The organism is Streptomyces cellostaticus, from assembly GCF_023630175.1.
Taxonomy (GTDB): Bacteria; Actinomycetota; Actinomycetes; order Streptomycetales; family Streptomycetaceae; genus Streptomyces; species Streptomyces cellostaticus_A.
On record NZ_JALLIN010000007.1, the window covers coordinates 91,842 to 107,081 of the forward strand.

Sequence of the window (15,240 nt, forward strand, 5' to 3'; positions counted from 1 at the left end):
GCGGCGCACATGCAGTACGTTCGGGTCATGCCCCAGCCCGCCAAGTCCTCACGTACACCAGCCACGCCCGACGCGCCGGAAAGTGCCGCAGGCAGTCGCGCCGCCGCCCAGCGGCTGAAAATGCGCCGGGAACTGGCGGCCGCAGCGATGGAGCTGTTCGCGACCAAGGGGTACGAGGCGACCACCGTCGACGAGATCGCGGCCGCGGCCGGGGTCGCGCGCCGCACCTTCTTCCGCCACTTCCGCTCCAAGGAAGAGGCGATCTTCCCGGACCACGACGACACGCTGATCCGTGCCGAGGCGGTCCTCAACGCCGCCCCGGCGCACGAGCATCCGCTCGACACGGTGTGCCGCGGCATCAAGGAAGTCATGCGGATGTACGCGGCCAGGCCGGAGATCTCGGTCGCCCGTTACAAGCTCACGCGCGAGGTGCCGACCCTGCGCGAGGCCGAGATCGCCTCGGTGGCCCGCTACGAGCGCCTGTTCACCCGCTATCTGCTCGGCCACTTCGACGAGCACGCGCACGCCGACGACGCCAACGACGACCCGCTGCTCGCCGAGGTCGCCGCCTCGGCCGTCGTCACCGCCCACAACCACGTCCTCCGGCGCTGGCTGCGGGCCGACGGCCAGGGCGACGTGGAGGCCCAGCTCGACCACGCCTTCGCCATCGTGCGCAGGACGTTCGGCTCGGGCATCGGTGCCGGACGCGGCCCGGAGGCCGGGGCGGCGGCCACCGTGGCACCGGCGACGGTCTCCGCGCACGGCGAGGTCCTGGTGACGGTCGCCCGCACCGACGCCCCCCTCGACGAGGTCATGCGCACCATCGAGGAGGCGCTCAAGGAACGCTGAGGCACCGCGTGCCCTGTGATGACGGCCACCCTTCGGGGTGGCCGTTTTGGCATGTCAGGGGCCCTTTTCGGAGAGATTTCAGAGCCCGTTCGATCGATCATCGCTCATTTGTTACGTAAAGATTTCATCTGAGAGCATCTTCTGGCACTCAGTGCCTTGCGACATGACACGCGGTGTCATACGTTGAAGGAAGTCCGGGCGGTCGGCGCGCAGAGACCATTCGCGCGCCGGCTGTCCCCGCAAGCCGGACGGCCTGCGCGCCCGGACGCCTGCGTCACAGGCAACCTCCCGCGCCACAAAGCGCTGCCGAAGCAACACCCCCGCCGAACCGACGGCACACCCTCAAAAACCCTCAGCAGCACTCCCAGCAGCACCGACGATCCCCCAGCGCCCCTCCCTCAGGGCGCTCACCGCCGGAGGCAACACCGTGACCGTGAAGGACATCCTGGACGCGATCCAGTCGAAGGACGCCACGTCCGCCGACTTCGCCGCCATGCCGCTCCCCGAGTCGTACCGCGCGATCACCGTCCACAAGGACGAGACGGAGATGTTCGCGGGCCTGCAGACCCGCGACAAGGACCCGCGCAAGTCGATCCACCTGGACGACGTGCCGCTGCCCGAACTGGGTCCGGGCGAGGCCCTGGTGGCCGTGATGGCCTCCTCGGTCAACTACAACTCGGTGTGGACCTCGATCTTCGAGCCGCTGTCCACCTTCGGGTTCCTGGAGCGCTACGGCCGCACCAACGAGCTGGCCAAGCGCCACGACCTGCCGTACCACATCATCGGCTCCGACCTCGCCGGCGTCGTCCTGCGCACCGGCCCGGGCGTCAACGCCTGGAAGCCCGGCGACGAGGTCGTCGCCCACTGCCTGTCCGTCGAGCTGGAGTCCTCGGACGGCCACAACGACACGATGCTCGACCCCGAGCAGCGCATCTGGGGCTTCGAGACCAACTTCGGCGGCCTCGCCGAGATCGCGCTGGTGAAGTCCAACCAGCTCATGCCGAAGCCGGACCACCTGAGCTGGGAGGAGGCCGCGGCCCCGGGCCTGGTGAACTCCACCGCCTACCGCCAGCTCGTCTCCCGCAACGGCGCCGGCATGAAGCAGGGCGACAACGTCCTCATCTGGGGTGCGAGCGGCGGCCTCGGCTCCTACGCCACGCAGTTCGCGCTCGCCGGCGGCGCCAACCCCATCTGCGTCGTCTCCAGCGAGCAGAAGGCGGACATCTGCCGCGCCATGGGCGCCGAGTCGATCATCGACCGCAACGCCGAGGGCTACAAGTTCTGGAAGGACGAGAGCACCCAGGACCCGAAGGAGTGGAAGCGCTTCGGCAAGCGCATCCGTGAGCTCACCGGCGGCGAGGACATCGACATCGTCTTCGAGCACCCCGGCCGCGAGACCTTCGGCGCCTCCGTGTTCGTCACCCGCAAGGGCGGCACCATCACCACCTGCGCCTCCACCTCGGGCTACATGCACGAGTACGACAACCGGTACCTGTGGATGTCGCTGAAGCGGATCATCGGCTCCCACTTCGCCAACTACCGCGAGGCCTGGGAGGCCAACCGCCTCATCGCCAAGGGCAAGATCCACCCGACGCTGTCGAAGGTGTACTCCCTGGAGGACACCGGCCAGGCCGCCTACGACGTGCACCGCAACCTGCACCAGGGCAAGGTCGGCGTGCTGTGCCTCGCCCCCGAGGAGGGCCTGGGCGTGCGCGACCAGGAGATGCGCGCCGAGCACATCGACGCCATCAACCGCTTCCGGAACATCTGAGCACCCGGAGGTCATAGATGACTGAGCGTCAGAAGGACCGGCCGTGGCTCATGCGCACGTACGCCGGCCACTCCACGGCGGAGGCGTCCAACGAGCTGTACCGGCGCAACCTCGCCAAGGGCCAGACCGGTCTGTCGGTGGCGTTCGACCTGCCGACCCAGACCGGCTACGACCCCGACCACATCCTCGCCCGCGGCGAGGTCGGCCGGGTGGGCGTGCCCGTCTCGCACCTCGGTGACATGCGCCGGCTGTTCCAGGACATCCCCCTGGAGCAGATGAACACCTCGATGACGATCAACGCCACCGCCATGTGGCTCCTGGCGCTCTACCAGGTCGTGGCCGAGGAGCAGGGCGCGGACATCACCAAGCTCCAGGGCACGACCCAGAACGACATCGTCAAGGAGTACCTCTCCCGCGGGACGCACGTCTTCCCGCCGGGGCCCTCGCTCCGCCTGACGACGGACATGATCGCGTACACGGTCTCCCACATCCCGAAGTGGAACCCCATCAACATCTGCAGCTACCACCTGCAGGAGGCCGGGGCCACGCCGGTGCAGGAGATCGCGTACGCGATGTCCACCGCGATCGCCGTGCTCGACGCCGTGCGCGACTCCGGCCAGGTGCCGCAGGAGCGCATGGGGGACGTGGTGGCCCGTATCTCCTTCTTCGTCAACGCGGGCGTCCGCTTCGTCGAGGAGATGTGCAAGATGCGGGCCTTCGGCCGCATCTGGGACAGGGTCACGCGCGAGCGGTACGGCATCGAGAACCCCAAGCAGCGCCGGTTCCGCTACGGCGTCCAGGTCAACTCGCTCGGTCTGACCGAGGCGCAGCCGGAGAACAACGTCCAGCGGATCGTGCTCGAGATGCTGGCGGTCACCCTCTCCAAGGACGCCCGCGCGCGTGCCGTGCAGCTCCCGGCCTGGAACGAGGCCCTGGGCCTGCCCCGGCCGTGGGACCAGCAGTGGAGCCTGCGCATCCAGCAGGTGCTCGCCCACGAGAGCGACCTGCTGGAGTACGAGGACATCTTCGAGGGCTCGCACGTCATCGAGGCGAAGGTGAACGCCCTGGTGGAGGAGTCCCTCGCCGAGATGGACCGGATCGAGGAGATGGGCGGCGCGATGGCCGCCGTCGAGTCCGGCTACCTCAAGGCCCAGCTCGTCTCCTCGCACGCCGAGCGGCGGGCGCGGATCGAGTCCGGCCAGGAGAAGATCGTCGGCGTCAACGTCTTCGAGACGACCGAGCCGAACCCGCTCACGGCCGACCTGGACACCGCGATCATGACGGTCGACCCGGCGGTCGAGGCCCGGGTCGTCGCCTCGCTGGCGAACTGGCGGGACACCCGCTACCAGCCGCCCTTCAACCACCCGCGCCCCTGCAAGGCGCTGGACCGGCTGAAGGAGGCCGCCAAGGGCACCGGCAACCTGATGGAGGCCACCCTGGAGTGCGCCCGTGCCGGGGTCACGACCGGCGAGTGGGCGGGCGCCCTGCGCGAGGTGTTCGGCGAGTTCCGGGCGCCGACCGGGGTCTCCTCCGCGCCGGTGGCCGTCACCGCCGAGGCCGGCTCGGCCATGGCCGAGGTCCGCGCCAAGGTGGACGCCACCGCTCGCGACCTGGGCGTCGGCAAGCTGCGCTTCCTGGTCGGCAAGCCCGGCCTCGACGGTCACTCGAACGGCGCCGAGCAGATCGCCGTCCGCGCGCGCGACGCCGGCTTCGAGGTGGTCTACCAGGGCATCCGGCTCACCCCCGAGCAGATCGTGGACGCCGCCCTGGCCGAGGACGTGCACGCCGTGGGCCTGTCGATCCTCTCCGGCTCGCACGCGCAGCTCGTGCCGGACGTGCTGGAGCGCCTGCATGTGGCCGGTGCCACAGATATACCGGTGATCGCAGGTGGCATCATCCCGAACGGTGACGCCGAGGAACTGCGGGCCGCCGGAGTGGCCGCGGTGTTCACCCCGAAGGACTTCGACATCACCGGGATCATCGGCCGCATCGCCGACGAGATCCGGAAAGCGAACAAGCTCGACCCCCTGGAGGTCCCCGCATGACGGCCCACCCGTCGCCCGCCACCGCCCTTCCGACGAGCGGCTCCGCCGCGCACTCCTTCGACCGCCTTCGCCCCCGCCGCTCCTGTCTGGCGGTACCGGGAAGCAACCCGCGCTTCCTGGAGAAGGCCCAGGGCCTCCCCGCCGACCAGGTCTTCCTGGACCTGGAGGACGCGTGCGCGCCGCTCGCCAAGCCCGAGGCGCGGCACACCATCGTCAAGTTCCTCAACGAGGGCGACTGGACGGGCAAGACCAGGGTCGTACGGGTGAACGACTGGACGACCGAGTGGACGTACCGGGACGTCGTCACGGTCGTCGAGGGCGCCGGCCAGAACCTCGACTGCATCATGCTGCCCAAGGTGCAGAGCGCCCAGCAGGTCGTGGCGCTGGACCTGCTGCTGACCCAGATCGAGAAGACGATGGGCTTCGAGGTCGGCAGGATCGGCATCGAGGCGCAGATCGAGAACGCCCAGGGCCTGAACAACGTCAACGAGATCGCGCAGGCCTCCCCGCGCGTGGAGACGATCATCTTCGGCCCGGCCGACTTCATGGCCTCCATCAACATGAAGTCACTGGTCGTCGGCGAGCAGCCGCCCGGCTACCCGGCCGACGCCTACCACTACATCCTGATGAAGATCCTGATGGCCGCCCGGGCCAACGACCTCCAGGCGATCGACGGCCCCTACCTGCAGATCCGCAACGTCGAGGGCTACCGAGAGGTCGCCCAGCGCGCCGCGGCCCTCGGCTTCGACGGCAAGTGGGTGCTGCACCCGGGCCAGGTCGAGGCCTCGAACGAGATCTTCTCGCCCTCCCAGGAGGACTACGACCACGCCGAGCTGATCCTGGACGCGTACGACTACTACACCTCCGAGGCGGGCGGCAAGAAGGGCTCCGCGATGCTCGGCGACGAGATGATCGACGAGGCCAGCCGCAAGATGGCCCTGGTCATCTCCGGCAAGGGCCGGGCCGCCGGCATGCGGCGCACGTCGAAGTTCGAGATCCCGGAGGCCTGAGCGCGATGCAGTTCGGACGCACGTACGAGGAGTTCGAGGTCGGGGCGACGTACAAGCACTGGCCGGGCAAGACGGTCACGGAGTACGACGACCACCTGTTCTGTCTCCTCACCATGAACCACCACCCGCTCCACATGGACGTCAACTACGCCGAGAAGACGACCGACTTCGGCAAGAACGTCGTGGTGGGCAACTACGTCTACTCGCTGCTGCTCGGCATGTCCGTCCCGGACATCTCCGGCAAGGCGATCGCCAACCTGGAGATCGAGTCGCTCAAGCACGTGGCGCCGACCTTCCACGGCGACACCATCTACGGCCAGACGACCGTGCTGGACAAGTGGCCGTCGAAGTCGAAGAACGACCGCGGCATCGTCTACGTCGAGACCAAGGGCTACAAGCAGGACGGCACCCTGGTGTGCGTCTTCCGCCGCAAGGTCATGGTGCCCACCGAGACGTACATCAAGGAGCGCGGCGGCGAGCAGCCCGGCCGCCCGGAGCTGAACGCCCCTTCGGAAAAGACGGAGAAGTAGCCATGGCGCGCCTCGCCCAGACCGCCGGTCTGAACGACGTCCAGCAGGAGATCCTCTCCACCGTCCGCGACTTCGTGGACAAGGAGATCATCCCGGTCGCGACCGAGCTGGAGCACCGCGACGAGTACCCGCAAGCGATCGTGGACGGCCTGAAGGAACTCGGCCTGTTCGGTCTGATGATCCCCGAGGAGTACGGGGGTCTGGGCGAGTCGCTCCTCACCTACGCGCTGTGCGTGGAGGAGATCGCCCGCGGTTGGATGTCGGTGTCCGGCATCATCAACACCCACTTCATCGTCGCGTACATGCTCAAGCAGCACGGCACACAGGAGCAGAAGGAGCACTTCCTGCCCCGCATGGCGGCCGGCGACATCCGCGGCGCCTTCTCGATGTCGGAGCCGGGCCTGGGCTCCGACGTGTCGGCGATCACGTCGAAGGCGGTCAAGGACGGCGACGAGTACGTCCTGAACGGCCAGAAGATGTGGCTGACGAACGGCGGAACCTCGTCCCTCGTCGCCGTTCTCGTCCGAAGTGACGAAGGTCACCCCGAGGGCACGGCCCCGCACAAGTCGATGACGACCTTCCTGGTCGAGAAGGAGCCCGGCTTCGGCGAGGTCCGCCCCGGCCTGACCATTCCGGGCAAGATCGACAAGATGGGCTACAAGGGCGTCGACACCACCGAGTTGATCATGGACGGTCTGCGCGTTCCGGCCGATCGGGTGCTCGGCGGCGTCACCGGACGAGGTTTTTACCAAATGATGGACGGCGTGGAGGTCGGCCGCGTCAACGTGGCGGCCCGTGGCTGCGGTGTCGCGCAGCGCGCCTTCGAGCTGGGGGTTCGGTACGCCCAGCAGCGCCACACCTTCGGCAAGGCCATCGCCCAGCACCAGGCCATCCAGTTCAAGCTGGCCGAAATGGCCACCAAGGTCGAGGCCGCGCATGCCATGATGGTCAACGCGGCACGCAAAAAGGACTCCGGGGAGCGAAACGACCTCGAGGCCGGGATGGCGAAGTACCTCGCCTCCGAGTACTGCAAGGAGGTGGTCGAGGACGCCTTCCGCATCCACGGCGGCTACGGCTTCTCCAAGGAGTACGAGATCGAGCGCCTCTACCGGGAGGCTCCGATGCTGCTGATCGGTGAAGGTACCGCCGAGATCCAGAAAATGATCATCGGGCGCAGACTGCTCGAAGAGTATCGATTCCAGGGCTGATTGTCCGGAAACGGGGTGTTTTCTTCGAGAAGAAGATCACACCCCGTCGATATCTCTCGGCCGCCGACTCGGCTTCCTGGCTTGCCCAGTTGTGACCTGCGACCGGTACGATCCCGGGAAAGCCGCCGTCCCCCGTCAGAGCGCGGCATCATCCGCTACGAAGGTCATCCATGCCCCACAGCCAAACCTCTGCACACCGCGACAGCCTGGTAGGCGCACGCCTCGCGCGCGGAGCATCGCCGTGGCTCCTTCCGACGGTCGCCACCGCAGCCCTCAGCCTGGCCCGCGCCCGCCGCTCGGGCGCCGCCAAGGCCGTCGCCGTGCCCGCCACCGCGCTCGCGGCGGGCATGCTGTGGTTCTTCCGCGACCCCGAGCGCGAGATCGCCCCCGGCCGGGTCATCTCGCCCGCCGACGGTGTGGTGCAGAGCATCATGCCCTGGAAGGACGGCCGCACCCGCGTCGCGATCTTCATGAGCCCGCTGAACGTGCACGTGAACCGCGCGCCGCTCGCCGGCACCGTGACGTCGGTCGAGCACATCCCCGGCGGCTTCGTTCCCGCGTTCAACAAGGAGAGCGAGAACAACGAGCGCGTAGTCTGGCATTTCGACACCGAACTCGGCGACATCGAGATGATCCAGATCGCCGGCGCGGTGGCCCGCCGCATCGTGCCCTACATCCCCGAGGGCACGAAGGTCGAGCAGGGCGACCGCATCGGTCTGATCCGCTTCGGCTCGCGTGTCGACCTCTACCTGCCCGAGGGCGTGGAGGTCGCGGTCGAGGTCGGACAGAAGACCGTGGCTGGGGTGACTCGCATTGACCGTGATTGATCCGGAGACCCAGGCCGGCTGGGTGCCCGAGGCCGACGACGTGGACGACGAGGAGGAGATGCCCCTCTCTCTGCGCCTGTCGATAGCGGACACCCTCACGCTGGGCAACGCCACGTGCGGGTTCATGGCGGTGTACTTCACCACCACCGGCATCCTGATCCCGCACCTCACCGGCAGCCAGGAATCCGGCATGGCCCGCCACAGCGCGGCCACGGCGGTCATCCTGATGCTCTGCGCGGCGGTCTTCGACCTGTTCGACGGCCTCGTCGCGCGCAAGCTGCGCTCCTCCCCGATGGGCGCGGAGCTGGACAACCTCTCGGACCTGATCAGCTTCGGCCTGGCACCCGCGTACTTCGTCCTCGTCTACGGCATGGTCGCGGACGACGCGCACCAGAGAGTGGCGGCGCTCGGGGCGATCGTGGTGCTCCTCGCGGTGGTACTGCGGCTGGCGCGGTTCAGCTGCGTGACGGTGAAGGACGGCACGTTCCAGGGCATGCCCTCGCCGTTCGGCGCGCTGACGGTCGTCTCGATCGTCCTGCTGGAGCTGCCCTTCGTGGCCACCCTGCTGGCGATCCTGGGTACCGCGTGGCTCATGGTGAGCCGCGTCGAGTACCCGAAGCCGCGCGGCCGCCTCGCCGGGGCGATGCTCTCCTGGATCGTGCTGTCCATGGGCCTCCTGGCCGCCTGGGCGTTCGACGCGCCGAGCGGACAGCTTCTCCTGCAGACCGGCTGCGCGCTGCAGCTCGTCATGGGCGCGGTGATCCCGCTGTTCGCCACGGCCCGCCGGGTGAACAACTTCCGCGACAACCGCCGCGAGTCGCGGGCGGCCCAGCTTCCCTAGCGTCCTTCGACGCGAAGACGGGTGTGGCCCGGATCCCGAGGATCCGGGCCACACCCGTCTTTCGCGCCCGGGGCCGCCCGGTGTCCGGCCGGCCGATCGAGTACTGCCGGGCTGAGCCGAATTGCGGGCGGGCGGCCCTCTCCGGCGGCCCGTACCGCCCGAGGGGGCCGGCCCCGCCGCCGTGGCCGCGGTCTCAGCCGAGCAGGTCCCGCGCGATCCGCTCCGCGACCCGCTCCAGGATCGGCCCCGCGTCCGCGATGCACTTCTCGACGTCCGGCTCGACGGACGTCAGCGGGTACGCCCGGCCGATCCCGGCCCGCCGCAGCGCCTCCTCGGACAGGGCGAGGCGCCCGCACACCGCGACGACCTCCTTCCCGGCCGCGCGGGCCGCGGCGGCGACCCCCGCCGGGGCCTTGCCGTGCAGGGTCTGCTCGTCCAGCGACCCCTCACCGGTGATCACCAGCGAGGCGCGCTCCAGCGCCGGGGCGAAGCCCAGCACGTCCAGCATGACCTCGATACCGGGTCGGAACCGGGCTCCCAGCAGGAGGGCACCGTAGCCGATGCCGCCGGCCGCCCCCGCGCCGGGCGCCGCCGCGTGGTCGGCGGCACGCCCGCCCACCGCGGCCTCCAGCACCTCGGCGAAGTGGGCGAGCGCGGCGTCCAGGGCCGCCACGTCGTCGGGAGTGGCGCCCTTCTGCGGCCCGTACACGGCGGGCGCGCCCTTGGGGCCGGTCAGCGGGTTGTCGACATCGCTGGCGAGGACCAGCTCCACCGCGTCCAGTCGCGGGTCGAGACCGGACAGGTCGGCCCGCGCCAGCGCGGCGAGACCGCCGCCGCCCGGCGGCACCGGCTCACCGTCCGCGTCCAGGAACCGGGCGCCCAGCGCCGACAGCATCCCGGCGCCGCCGTCCGTCGTGGCGCTGCCGCCCACTCCGAACACGATCGTCCGCGCGCCCGCGTCCAGCGCGGCCCGCAACAGCTCCCCGGATCCGTGGGTCGAGGCGGTCAGCGGTGCGAACACCCCGGACGGCAACCGCTGCAGCCCGCTCGCCTCCGCCATCTCCACCACCGCGGTGCCGCCGCGCAACGCGTACGCGGCCGTGACCTCCTGCCCGAGCGGCCCGGCCACCCGGACCTCCCGGCGTTCGAAGCCGGCCGCGACCGCCGCGTCCACCGTGCCGTCGCCGCCGTCGGCCACGGGCAGCGCCTCGACCTCGAGACCGGGCACGACCCGGCGCAACCCGGCCGTGATCCGCTCGGCGACCCCCACGGCCGTCAGCGAGCCCTTGAACTTGTCCGCGGCGATGAGCACCCGACGGGTCCCGTTCACTGCAGCGTCCGCCACCTTGCATTCCCCTCGCTCTCCGGGCCCCGCGCACGTCGGGGCCAGTCGCGCCGCTGCGACCTTAACCGCAGGGACGTCCGCGCCGCCATGCCCTGCCCGAACCGTGGGAAACGGCTGGGAGGCGGCCGGGGAAAGCGGGTAGGCACCAGCCATGAGTGACCTCGACAGCGGGCCGGACCTCGCCGACCGCGTCCACGGCGGCTGGCTCGGCCGGATCGCGGGCAACATGCTCGGCAAACCGGTCGAGCAGGGCGAGGTGTGGACGCGCGAGCGCATCGACCGCTATCTGCGCCGGGCGGACGCGCTGCCGCTCACCGACTACCTGCCCGAGCCCGCCGACCCGGCCGACGCCGCCGCGCTGCGCCCCGAGTGGCGCCGCTGCGTGCGGGGCCGCGTCCACGGAAGCTGCCGGGACGACGACGTCGACTACGCGATCCTCGGGCTGCACCTGCTGGAGACCCACGGTTTCGGCTTCAGCACCGAGCAGGTCGGCGACCTGTGGCTGCTCGGGCTGCCCTACCGGCAGACCTTCACCGCGGAACGGGCCGCGTACCGCAACCTGGCGAACGGTCTGAAGCCACCGCTGACGGCGACGTACGACAACCCGTACCAGGAGTGGATCGGCGCCCTGATCCGGGCCGACGTGCACGGCTGGACCTGCCCGGGCGACCCGCGCCGCGCGGCCTCACTGGCCCGCCGGGACGCGGTGCTGTCGCACACCGGCAACGGCGTCTACGGGGCGATGTGGGCGGCCGCGCTGATCTCGGCGGCGTTCACCGCGCCCGACGTGCGGGACGCACTGGAGAGCGCGCTGGCCGTGATCCCGGCGAGCAGCAGGCTGGCCCGTACGGTGCGCCGGGTGACGTCGCTGCACGAGACCGGCCTGTCCTGGGAGCAGACCCTGGGCACGGTCTCCGAGGAGACCGCCGGGCTGGGCTGGATCCACACCGTCCCCAACGCGGCCGTCCTGACCGCCGGGCTGCTGTACGGCGACGGCGACTTCAGCCGGACCGTCGCCCTCACCGTCCGCGGCGGCCTGGACACCGATTCCAACGGCGCGACGGCCGGTTCGGTGGCCGGGGTGATGACCGGCGCGGCGGCGATCCCGGCCCAGTGGACCGAGCCGCTGCAGGACACGGTGCGCAGCGCGGTGTTCGGCTTCGACGGGGTGCGGATCAGCGCGCTGGCCGAACGCACCGTTCGCCTGGCGACAGCCGGGGGCTGAGGGCCGTCCCGCGATCCTCGGCGGGACGGCGCACGGCGTCGGATGCGGTGCGTCGCAGGGCGGAGGGCCGTCCTCGTACCGGGCGTGTGCGGGCGATCCGGCGACGCGGCGACGTGCCGTGGCCGTCTTCGTGCGCCCGCCGGTGGTTGCGGGACGGCCCTTGGGGGCCGGTCTCCGGATACCCTTCCCGGATGACCGGCACCGACACCTTCGCCGCGTACATCGCGAGCCTGCCCCGGGTCCTCGCCGGCGCCGCCGTGCTCTTCCAGGACGCCGAGGGACGGGTGCTGCTCGTCGAACCCAACTATCGTGACGGCTGGGCCCTTCCGGGCGGGACCGTCGAGTCCGACGACGGGGAGACCCCGCGCCGCGGCGCCCGACGCGAGACGCTCGAGGAGATCGGCCTGGACCGGGAGCCCGGCCGGCTCCTGGCGGTGGACTGGGTGCACGGCACGGGACGGCCCCCGCTGGTGGCCTACCTGTACGACGGCGGAGTCCTCACCGCGGCCGAGTTCGACGCCATCCGGCTGCAGGAGGAGGAACTGCTGTCCTGGCGCCTGGTACCCCGCGACGACCTCGCCGGACACCTGCCCGGCGCCCTCGGCCGCCGGGTGCTGGCGGCACTGGACGTCCTGTCGGCGGGCACCGGCACGGCGGAACTGGAGAACGGCCACCGGGTGGCCTGAGGCTTCAGCCGTCCGGGTCGCGGGGCCTGGCGTCCACGTCGCGCAGCGCCTCCTCGCGCTCGGCGACGCGCGCCTCGGTGCGATGCCCGCGCTGGATGTAGTCGCGGACCACGAGTTCCACGGCGTCCTGCGGGTTGCCGACCCCCGCGAGCACCATGACCTCGACGACGAGCTGGGCGTCGAGCGAGACGGTCACCTTGGCCATGTCGGCACGCTAACAGCCGGCGACCGCCGGCGTGGCGGTACCGGAGATGTCCGCTACGCCCCCGCCCCGCCGAGCGGGGCGGGCGTCCGGGCACGGGGTGCCCGGTTCCGGTGCCGCCCGCGCGTACGCCCCGCGTGTCAGAGCCTGGTACCGAAGTCCTGTGTCCACCATGGTCCGCCGGAGCCGTTGTGGACACCCACGCCGATCTCCTTGAAGGAGCAGTTGAGGATGTTGGCTCGGTGGCCCGGGCTGTTCATCCAGGAGTTCATCACGGACCCGGATGTCTGCTGCCCCTTGGCGATGTTCTCCCCGGAGGCGGACCAGCGGTATCCGGCGGCGCTGATGCGCTGGCTGGGGCCCACACCGTCCGGATTCGTGTGGTCGAAGAAGTTCCGGGCGGCCATGTCGTCGGAGTGGGCCTGTGCGGCCTTCTCCAGTTGCGCGTTCTCCGTGACCGGACCGCAGCCGGCCGCCGCACGCTCCTTGTTCACCAGCGCGACCACCTGCGCCACGGTGCCCGAGGGAGCGGCCTGCACCTGCGCGGTGTTGGGCGCGGGCCGCGCGGGGACGGCCGTGCGGGTGGCGGCGGCCGTGGTCTTCTTCGCCGGGGCGGGGGGCTTCTGCGCGCTCGGCTTCCTGGACGCCGAGGCCGAGGCCGACGGGGACCGCGTCGGAGAGGCCGCGACCGAGGCCGACGGCGAGGGGGCGGAGGCAGGGGTCTCGGAGAGGTCCACGACCGGATCACCGGCCGGCCGGGACGCGGTCGAAGCGTCGGTGACCGTCCCGGAGTCGGTGCCGAAGTGCCAGAGGCCGCCGCCCGCGACGCAGGCCGCGACGACGGCGCCGCCGACGGCCCGGCGCCGCAGCCTGCGGCGCCTGCGGGCCTCGCCCCGCGACACCGTTCGGCCGCTCGACGCGCGGTGCCGGACCGTCGGGCCCACGTCGGCGGGGGCGACGGACGTGTCGAGCCGGGACGTGGAGGCGGCCGTGGCCGTCCCACTCGTGTGCTGGTCCATTCTCCTGAGCAGGACGGAGGACACTCCGACCAGGGCCAGCCCGGCCAGCAGCCCTTCCGCGGGCATCAGCCCGCTCCACAGACCGGAGCAGTGCGCGCAGCCGCGGGCGTGCCGAGCTATGCGCTTGCGCCACAGTGGCGAGGGCAGGCCGTCCCAGGAGGCCAGGGTGCCCCGCAGTTCCTCGCACGGCGGCTGGGTGTCGAGTGCCCGCACCACCACGCGCGCCGCTTCCAGTTGCGCCTTCATGCGCTGCACCCGTACGGCGGTGTGCTGCGGGGACAGTTCGAGGGCCGTCGCGACCTCGGCGCGGGTCAGCTCGCCGACGCACTCCAGCCACCACAGGGACAGCAGTCCGCGGTCGTCGGGCTCCAGCCAGCGGGTGGCGCGCGCGGTCTCCCGGCGCTGACCGGACAACTGGAGCTGAACCAGCGTCAGGTCCACGAAGTCCGCGCCCGGATCGGCGAGGTCCTGGGCCTCCTCGGCGGCGCCCGGTGCGGCCTGCCGGCCCTCCCAGTACGACCGGACCTGGTTGATCGCGATCGCCACGAGCCAGGAGCGGAAGCTCTCGGGCGTGCGCAGGCCGTCCAGCGCGTCCAGAGCGCGGAGCATCGTCTCCTGCACCACGTCGTCGACGTCGACCGAGCCGTTCAGAGCACGGCCCACGATGTTGTAGACCAGCGGGAGGTACGCACTGACCAAGGCCTCCTGGGCCTGTGCGTCACCCGCTCGCGCGGCGGTCACCAACGCCGCCGTGTCCATCGTGTGCTGCGCACTCATATGTCGCTTCCCTGTCCTCGATGCCGAACGGTGCTGCCCGATACCTGGGAGACCGCCCGGTGAGCTCCGGATAACAGTTCTTCGGAGATCCGTTCGAGGCGAGACTGGCCGGACCGGTGCCGCGCCCGCAATGGGACAGGTCACAGGAAGGGCACGGCTCTTCGTCCGCAGCGGGGTTCGGTCGGCGACGACTCGTCATCAGCGGGACGGGAGGGGCGCTACCGGCACGAACGGTGCACCAAGGGCGCGGTTCGTCCCCGAGAGTCGTGCGCGCGAAGCGGACAACGCGGCCGATCCGCGTGTGGCGGAGCAGACCGGCGTCGTACGGGGGGGGCGGAGGCCGGGAAGCTCGTGGCGTACGAGTACCGCACGGCCGATCGGCCGCCCTCAGCGAGGCCCGCCGGTTCCTCATCGCCGTCCTAGAACAGCGCCGTTCCCCGTTCGAAGTCGAGCAGCCGGCGCTTGCGGTCGAGGCCGCCGCCGTAGCCGGTGAGGTCGCCCGCGGCGCCGATCACCCGGTGACAGGGCACGATGATGCCGATCGGGTTCCTGCCGTTGGCGAGGCCGACCGCGCGCGACGCCTTGGGGTTGCCCAGTTCGGTGGCGAGTTCGCCGTAGGACCGGGTCTCGCCGTAGGGGATGCGGGTCAGCCCGTCCCAGACGTCGCGCTGGAACGGGGTCCCGGACAGCCGGAGTTCGAGGGTGAACTCCTTCAGCTCGCCCGCGAAGTAGGCGGCGAGCTGTTCCCCCGCCTCGGCGAAGGGCGTGTCGTCGGGGGCGCCGAAGGCCTCCTGCGGTGGGCGGTGGCGCTGTCCGACCATGTAGAGGCCGCACAGGACGCCGTGCTCGGCGACGAGGGTGAGCGGGCCGTAGGGGCTGTCGACGACGGTGTGGTTCCTCACGGT

At 70.8% G+C, this 15,240-nt stretch carries 14 protein-coding genes; 10 read left to right on the forward strand and 4 right to left on the reverse strand.

The window, feature by feature from the left end; all coding sequences use genetic code 11:
• Window positions 1–27: 27 nt before the first annotated feature.
• From MXD57_RS06540 to pssA, 8 genes are all read left to right on the forward strand, one after another.
• Window positions 28–849 carry a TetR family transcriptional regulator gene (locus MXD57_RS06540; RefSeq protein ID WP_250400341.1) on the forward strand — a complete coding sequence of 274 codons (822 nt, stop codon included), beginning with the start codon at window positions 28–30 and terminating at the stop codon, window positions 847–849.
• Window positions 850–1,282: 433 nt separating this feature from the next.
• On the forward strand, window positions 1,283–2,620 hold the full coding sequence (ccrA, locus tag MXD57_RS06545; RefSeq protein WP_250400421.1) for a crotonyl-CoA carboxylase/reductase: 1,338 nt from the start codon (window positions 1,283–1,285) through the stop codon (window positions 2,618–2,620).
• Window positions 2,621–2,637: 17 nt separating this feature from the next.
• Window positions 2,638–4,665, forward strand: a complete 2,028-nt coding sequence (locus tag MXD57_RS06550) for a protein meaA (protein ID WP_250400342.1) — start codon at window positions 2,638–2,640, stop codon at window positions 4,663–4,665.
• Entirely contained in the window at window positions 4,662–5,675 is a 1,014-nt protein-coding gene (locus MXD57_RS06555) for an HpcH/HpaI aldolase/citrate lyase family protein (RefSeq protein WP_250400343.1), read from the forward strand. The genes MXD57_RS06550 and MXD57_RS06555 overlap by 4 nt, the downstream gene beginning before the upstream one ends.
• Window positions 5,676–5,680: 5 nt before the next feature.
• On the forward strand, window positions 5,681–6,205 hold the full coding sequence (locus MXD57_RS06560; protein ID WP_250400344.1) for a MaoC family dehydratase: 525 nt from the start codon (window positions 5,681–5,683) through the stop codon (window positions 6,203–6,205).
• Window positions 6,206–6,207: 2 nt separating this feature from the next.
• The gene (locus MXD57_RS06565; protein ID WP_250400345.1) at window positions 6,208–7,413 is read left to right on the forward strand and encodes an acyl-CoA dehydrogenase family protein; all 1,206 of its coding nucleotides are present in this window, start codon (window positions 6,208–6,210) and stop codon (window positions 7,411–7,413) included.
• 170 nt (window positions 7,414–7,583) lie between these two features.
• On the forward strand, window positions 7,584–8,240 hold the full coding sequence (locus MXD57_RS06570; protein ID WP_250400346.1) for a phosphatidylserine decarboxylase: 657 nt from the start codon (window positions 7,584–7,586) through the stop codon (window positions 8,238–8,240).
• Window positions 8,241–8,262: 22 nt separating this feature from the next.
• Window positions 8,263–9,081, forward strand: coding sequence for a CDP-diacylglycerol--serine O-phosphatidyltransferase (gene pssA, locus MXD57_RS06575; protein WP_250400422.1), 819 nt, complete (start codon window positions 8,263–8,265; stop codon window positions 9,079–9,081).
• Between the two features lie 193 nt (window positions 9,082–9,274).
• Here pssA and MXD57_RS06580 read toward each other — a convergent pair whose 3' ends face one another.
• Entirely contained in the window at window positions 9,275–10,411 is a 1,137-nt protein-coding gene (locus tag MXD57_RS06580; protein ID WP_250400347.1) for a glycerate kinase, read from the reverse strand.
• Window positions 10,412–10,577: 166 nt separating this feature from the next.
• Between MXD57_RS06580 and MXD57_RS06585 the strand changes: the two genes are divergently transcribed.
• Together MXD57_RS06585 and MXD57_RS06590 are read left to right on the forward strand one after the other, a co-directional pair.
• Window positions 10,578–11,651: an ADP-ribosylglycohydrolase family protein gene (locus MXD57_RS06585; RefSeq protein WP_250400348.1), complete on the forward strand. Its 1,074-nt coding sequence runs from the start codon at window positions 10,578–10,580 to the stop codon at window positions 11,649–11,651.
• Window positions 11,652–11,842: 191 nt separating this feature from the next.
• Window positions 11,843–12,337, forward strand: a complete 495-nt coding sequence (locus MXD57_RS06590) for an NUDIX domain-containing protein (RefSeq protein WP_250400349.1) — start codon at window positions 11,843–11,845, stop codon at window positions 12,335–12,337.
• A gap of 4 nt (window positions 12,338–12,341) precedes the next feature.
• Here the strand turns inward: MXD57_RS06590 and MXD57_RS06595 are convergent, their stop codons facing one another.
• The 3 genes from MXD57_RS06595 to MXD57_RS06605 all read right to left on the reverse strand — a co-directional run bounded on the left by MXD57_RS06595 (window position 12,342) and on the right by MXD57_RS06605 (window position 15,237).
• Window positions 12,342–12,542, reverse strand: coding sequence for a type II toxin-antitoxin system VapB family antitoxin (locus MXD57_RS06595; RefSeq protein ID WP_250400350.1), 201 nt, complete (start codon window positions 12,540–12,542; stop codon window positions 12,342–12,344).
• Between the two features lie 137 nt (window positions 12,543–12,679).
• Window positions 12,680–14,335 (reverse strand): sigma-70 family RNA polymerase sigma factor, encoded by a 1,656-nt coding sequence (locus MXD57_RS06600; protein WP_250400351.1) that lies wholly within the window; start codon window positions 14,333–14,335, stop codon window positions 12,680–12,682.
• Window positions 14,336–14,754: 419 nt separating this feature from the next.
• On the reverse strand, window positions 14,755–15,237 hold the full coding sequence (locus MXD57_RS06605) for a methylated-DNA--[protein]-cysteine S-methyltransferase (protein ID WP_250400352.1): 483 nt from the start codon (window positions 15,235–15,237) through the stop codon (window positions 14,755–14,757).
• Window positions 15,238–15,240 lie beyond the last annotated feature (3 nt).

Excerpts from the sequence above, each read along its gene's own strand:
- MXD57_RS06540 (WP_250400341.1), top strand. The coding sequence starts at position 28 with ATGCCCCAGCCCGCCAAGTCCTCACGTACACCAGCCACGCCCGACGCG.
- MXD57_RS06550 (WP_250400342.1), top strand. The coding sequence starts at position 2,638 with ATGACTGAGCGTCAGAAGGACCGGCCGTGGCTCATGCGCACGTACGCC.
- MXD57_RS06555 (WP_250400343.1), top strand. The coding sequence starts at position 4,662 with ATGACGGCCCACCCGTCGCCCGCCACCGCCCTTCCGACGAGCGGCTCC.
- MXD57_RS06560 (WP_250400344.1), top strand. The coding sequence starts at position 5,681 with ATGCAGTTCGGACGCACGTACGAGGAGTTCGAGGTCGGGGCGACGTAC.
- MXD57_RS06565 (WP_250400345.1), top strand. The coding sequence starts at position 6,208 with ATGGCGCGCCTCGCCCAGACCGCCGGTCTGAACGACGTCCAGCAGGAG.
- MXD57_RS06570 (WP_250400346.1), top strand. The coding sequence starts at position 7,584 with ATGCCCCACAGCCAAACCTCTGCACACCGCGACAGCCTGGTAGGCGCA.
- MXD57_RS06585 (WP_250400348.1), top strand. The coding sequence starts at position 10,578 with ATGAGTGACCTCGACAGCGGGCCGGACCTCGCCGACCGCGTCCACGGC.
- MXD57_RS06590 (WP_250400349.1), top strand. The coding sequence starts at position 11,843 with ATGACCGGCACCGACACCTTCGCCGCGTACATCGCGAGCCTGCCCCGG.
- MXD57_RS06595 (WP_250400350.1), bottom strand. The coding sequence starts at position 12,542 with ATGGCCAAGGTGACCGTCTCGCTCGACGCCCAGCTCGTCGTCGAGGTC.
- MXD57_RS06600 (WP_250400351.1), bottom strand. The coding sequence starts at position 14,335 with ATGAGTGCGCAGCACACGATGGACACGGCGGCGTTGGTGACCGCCGCG.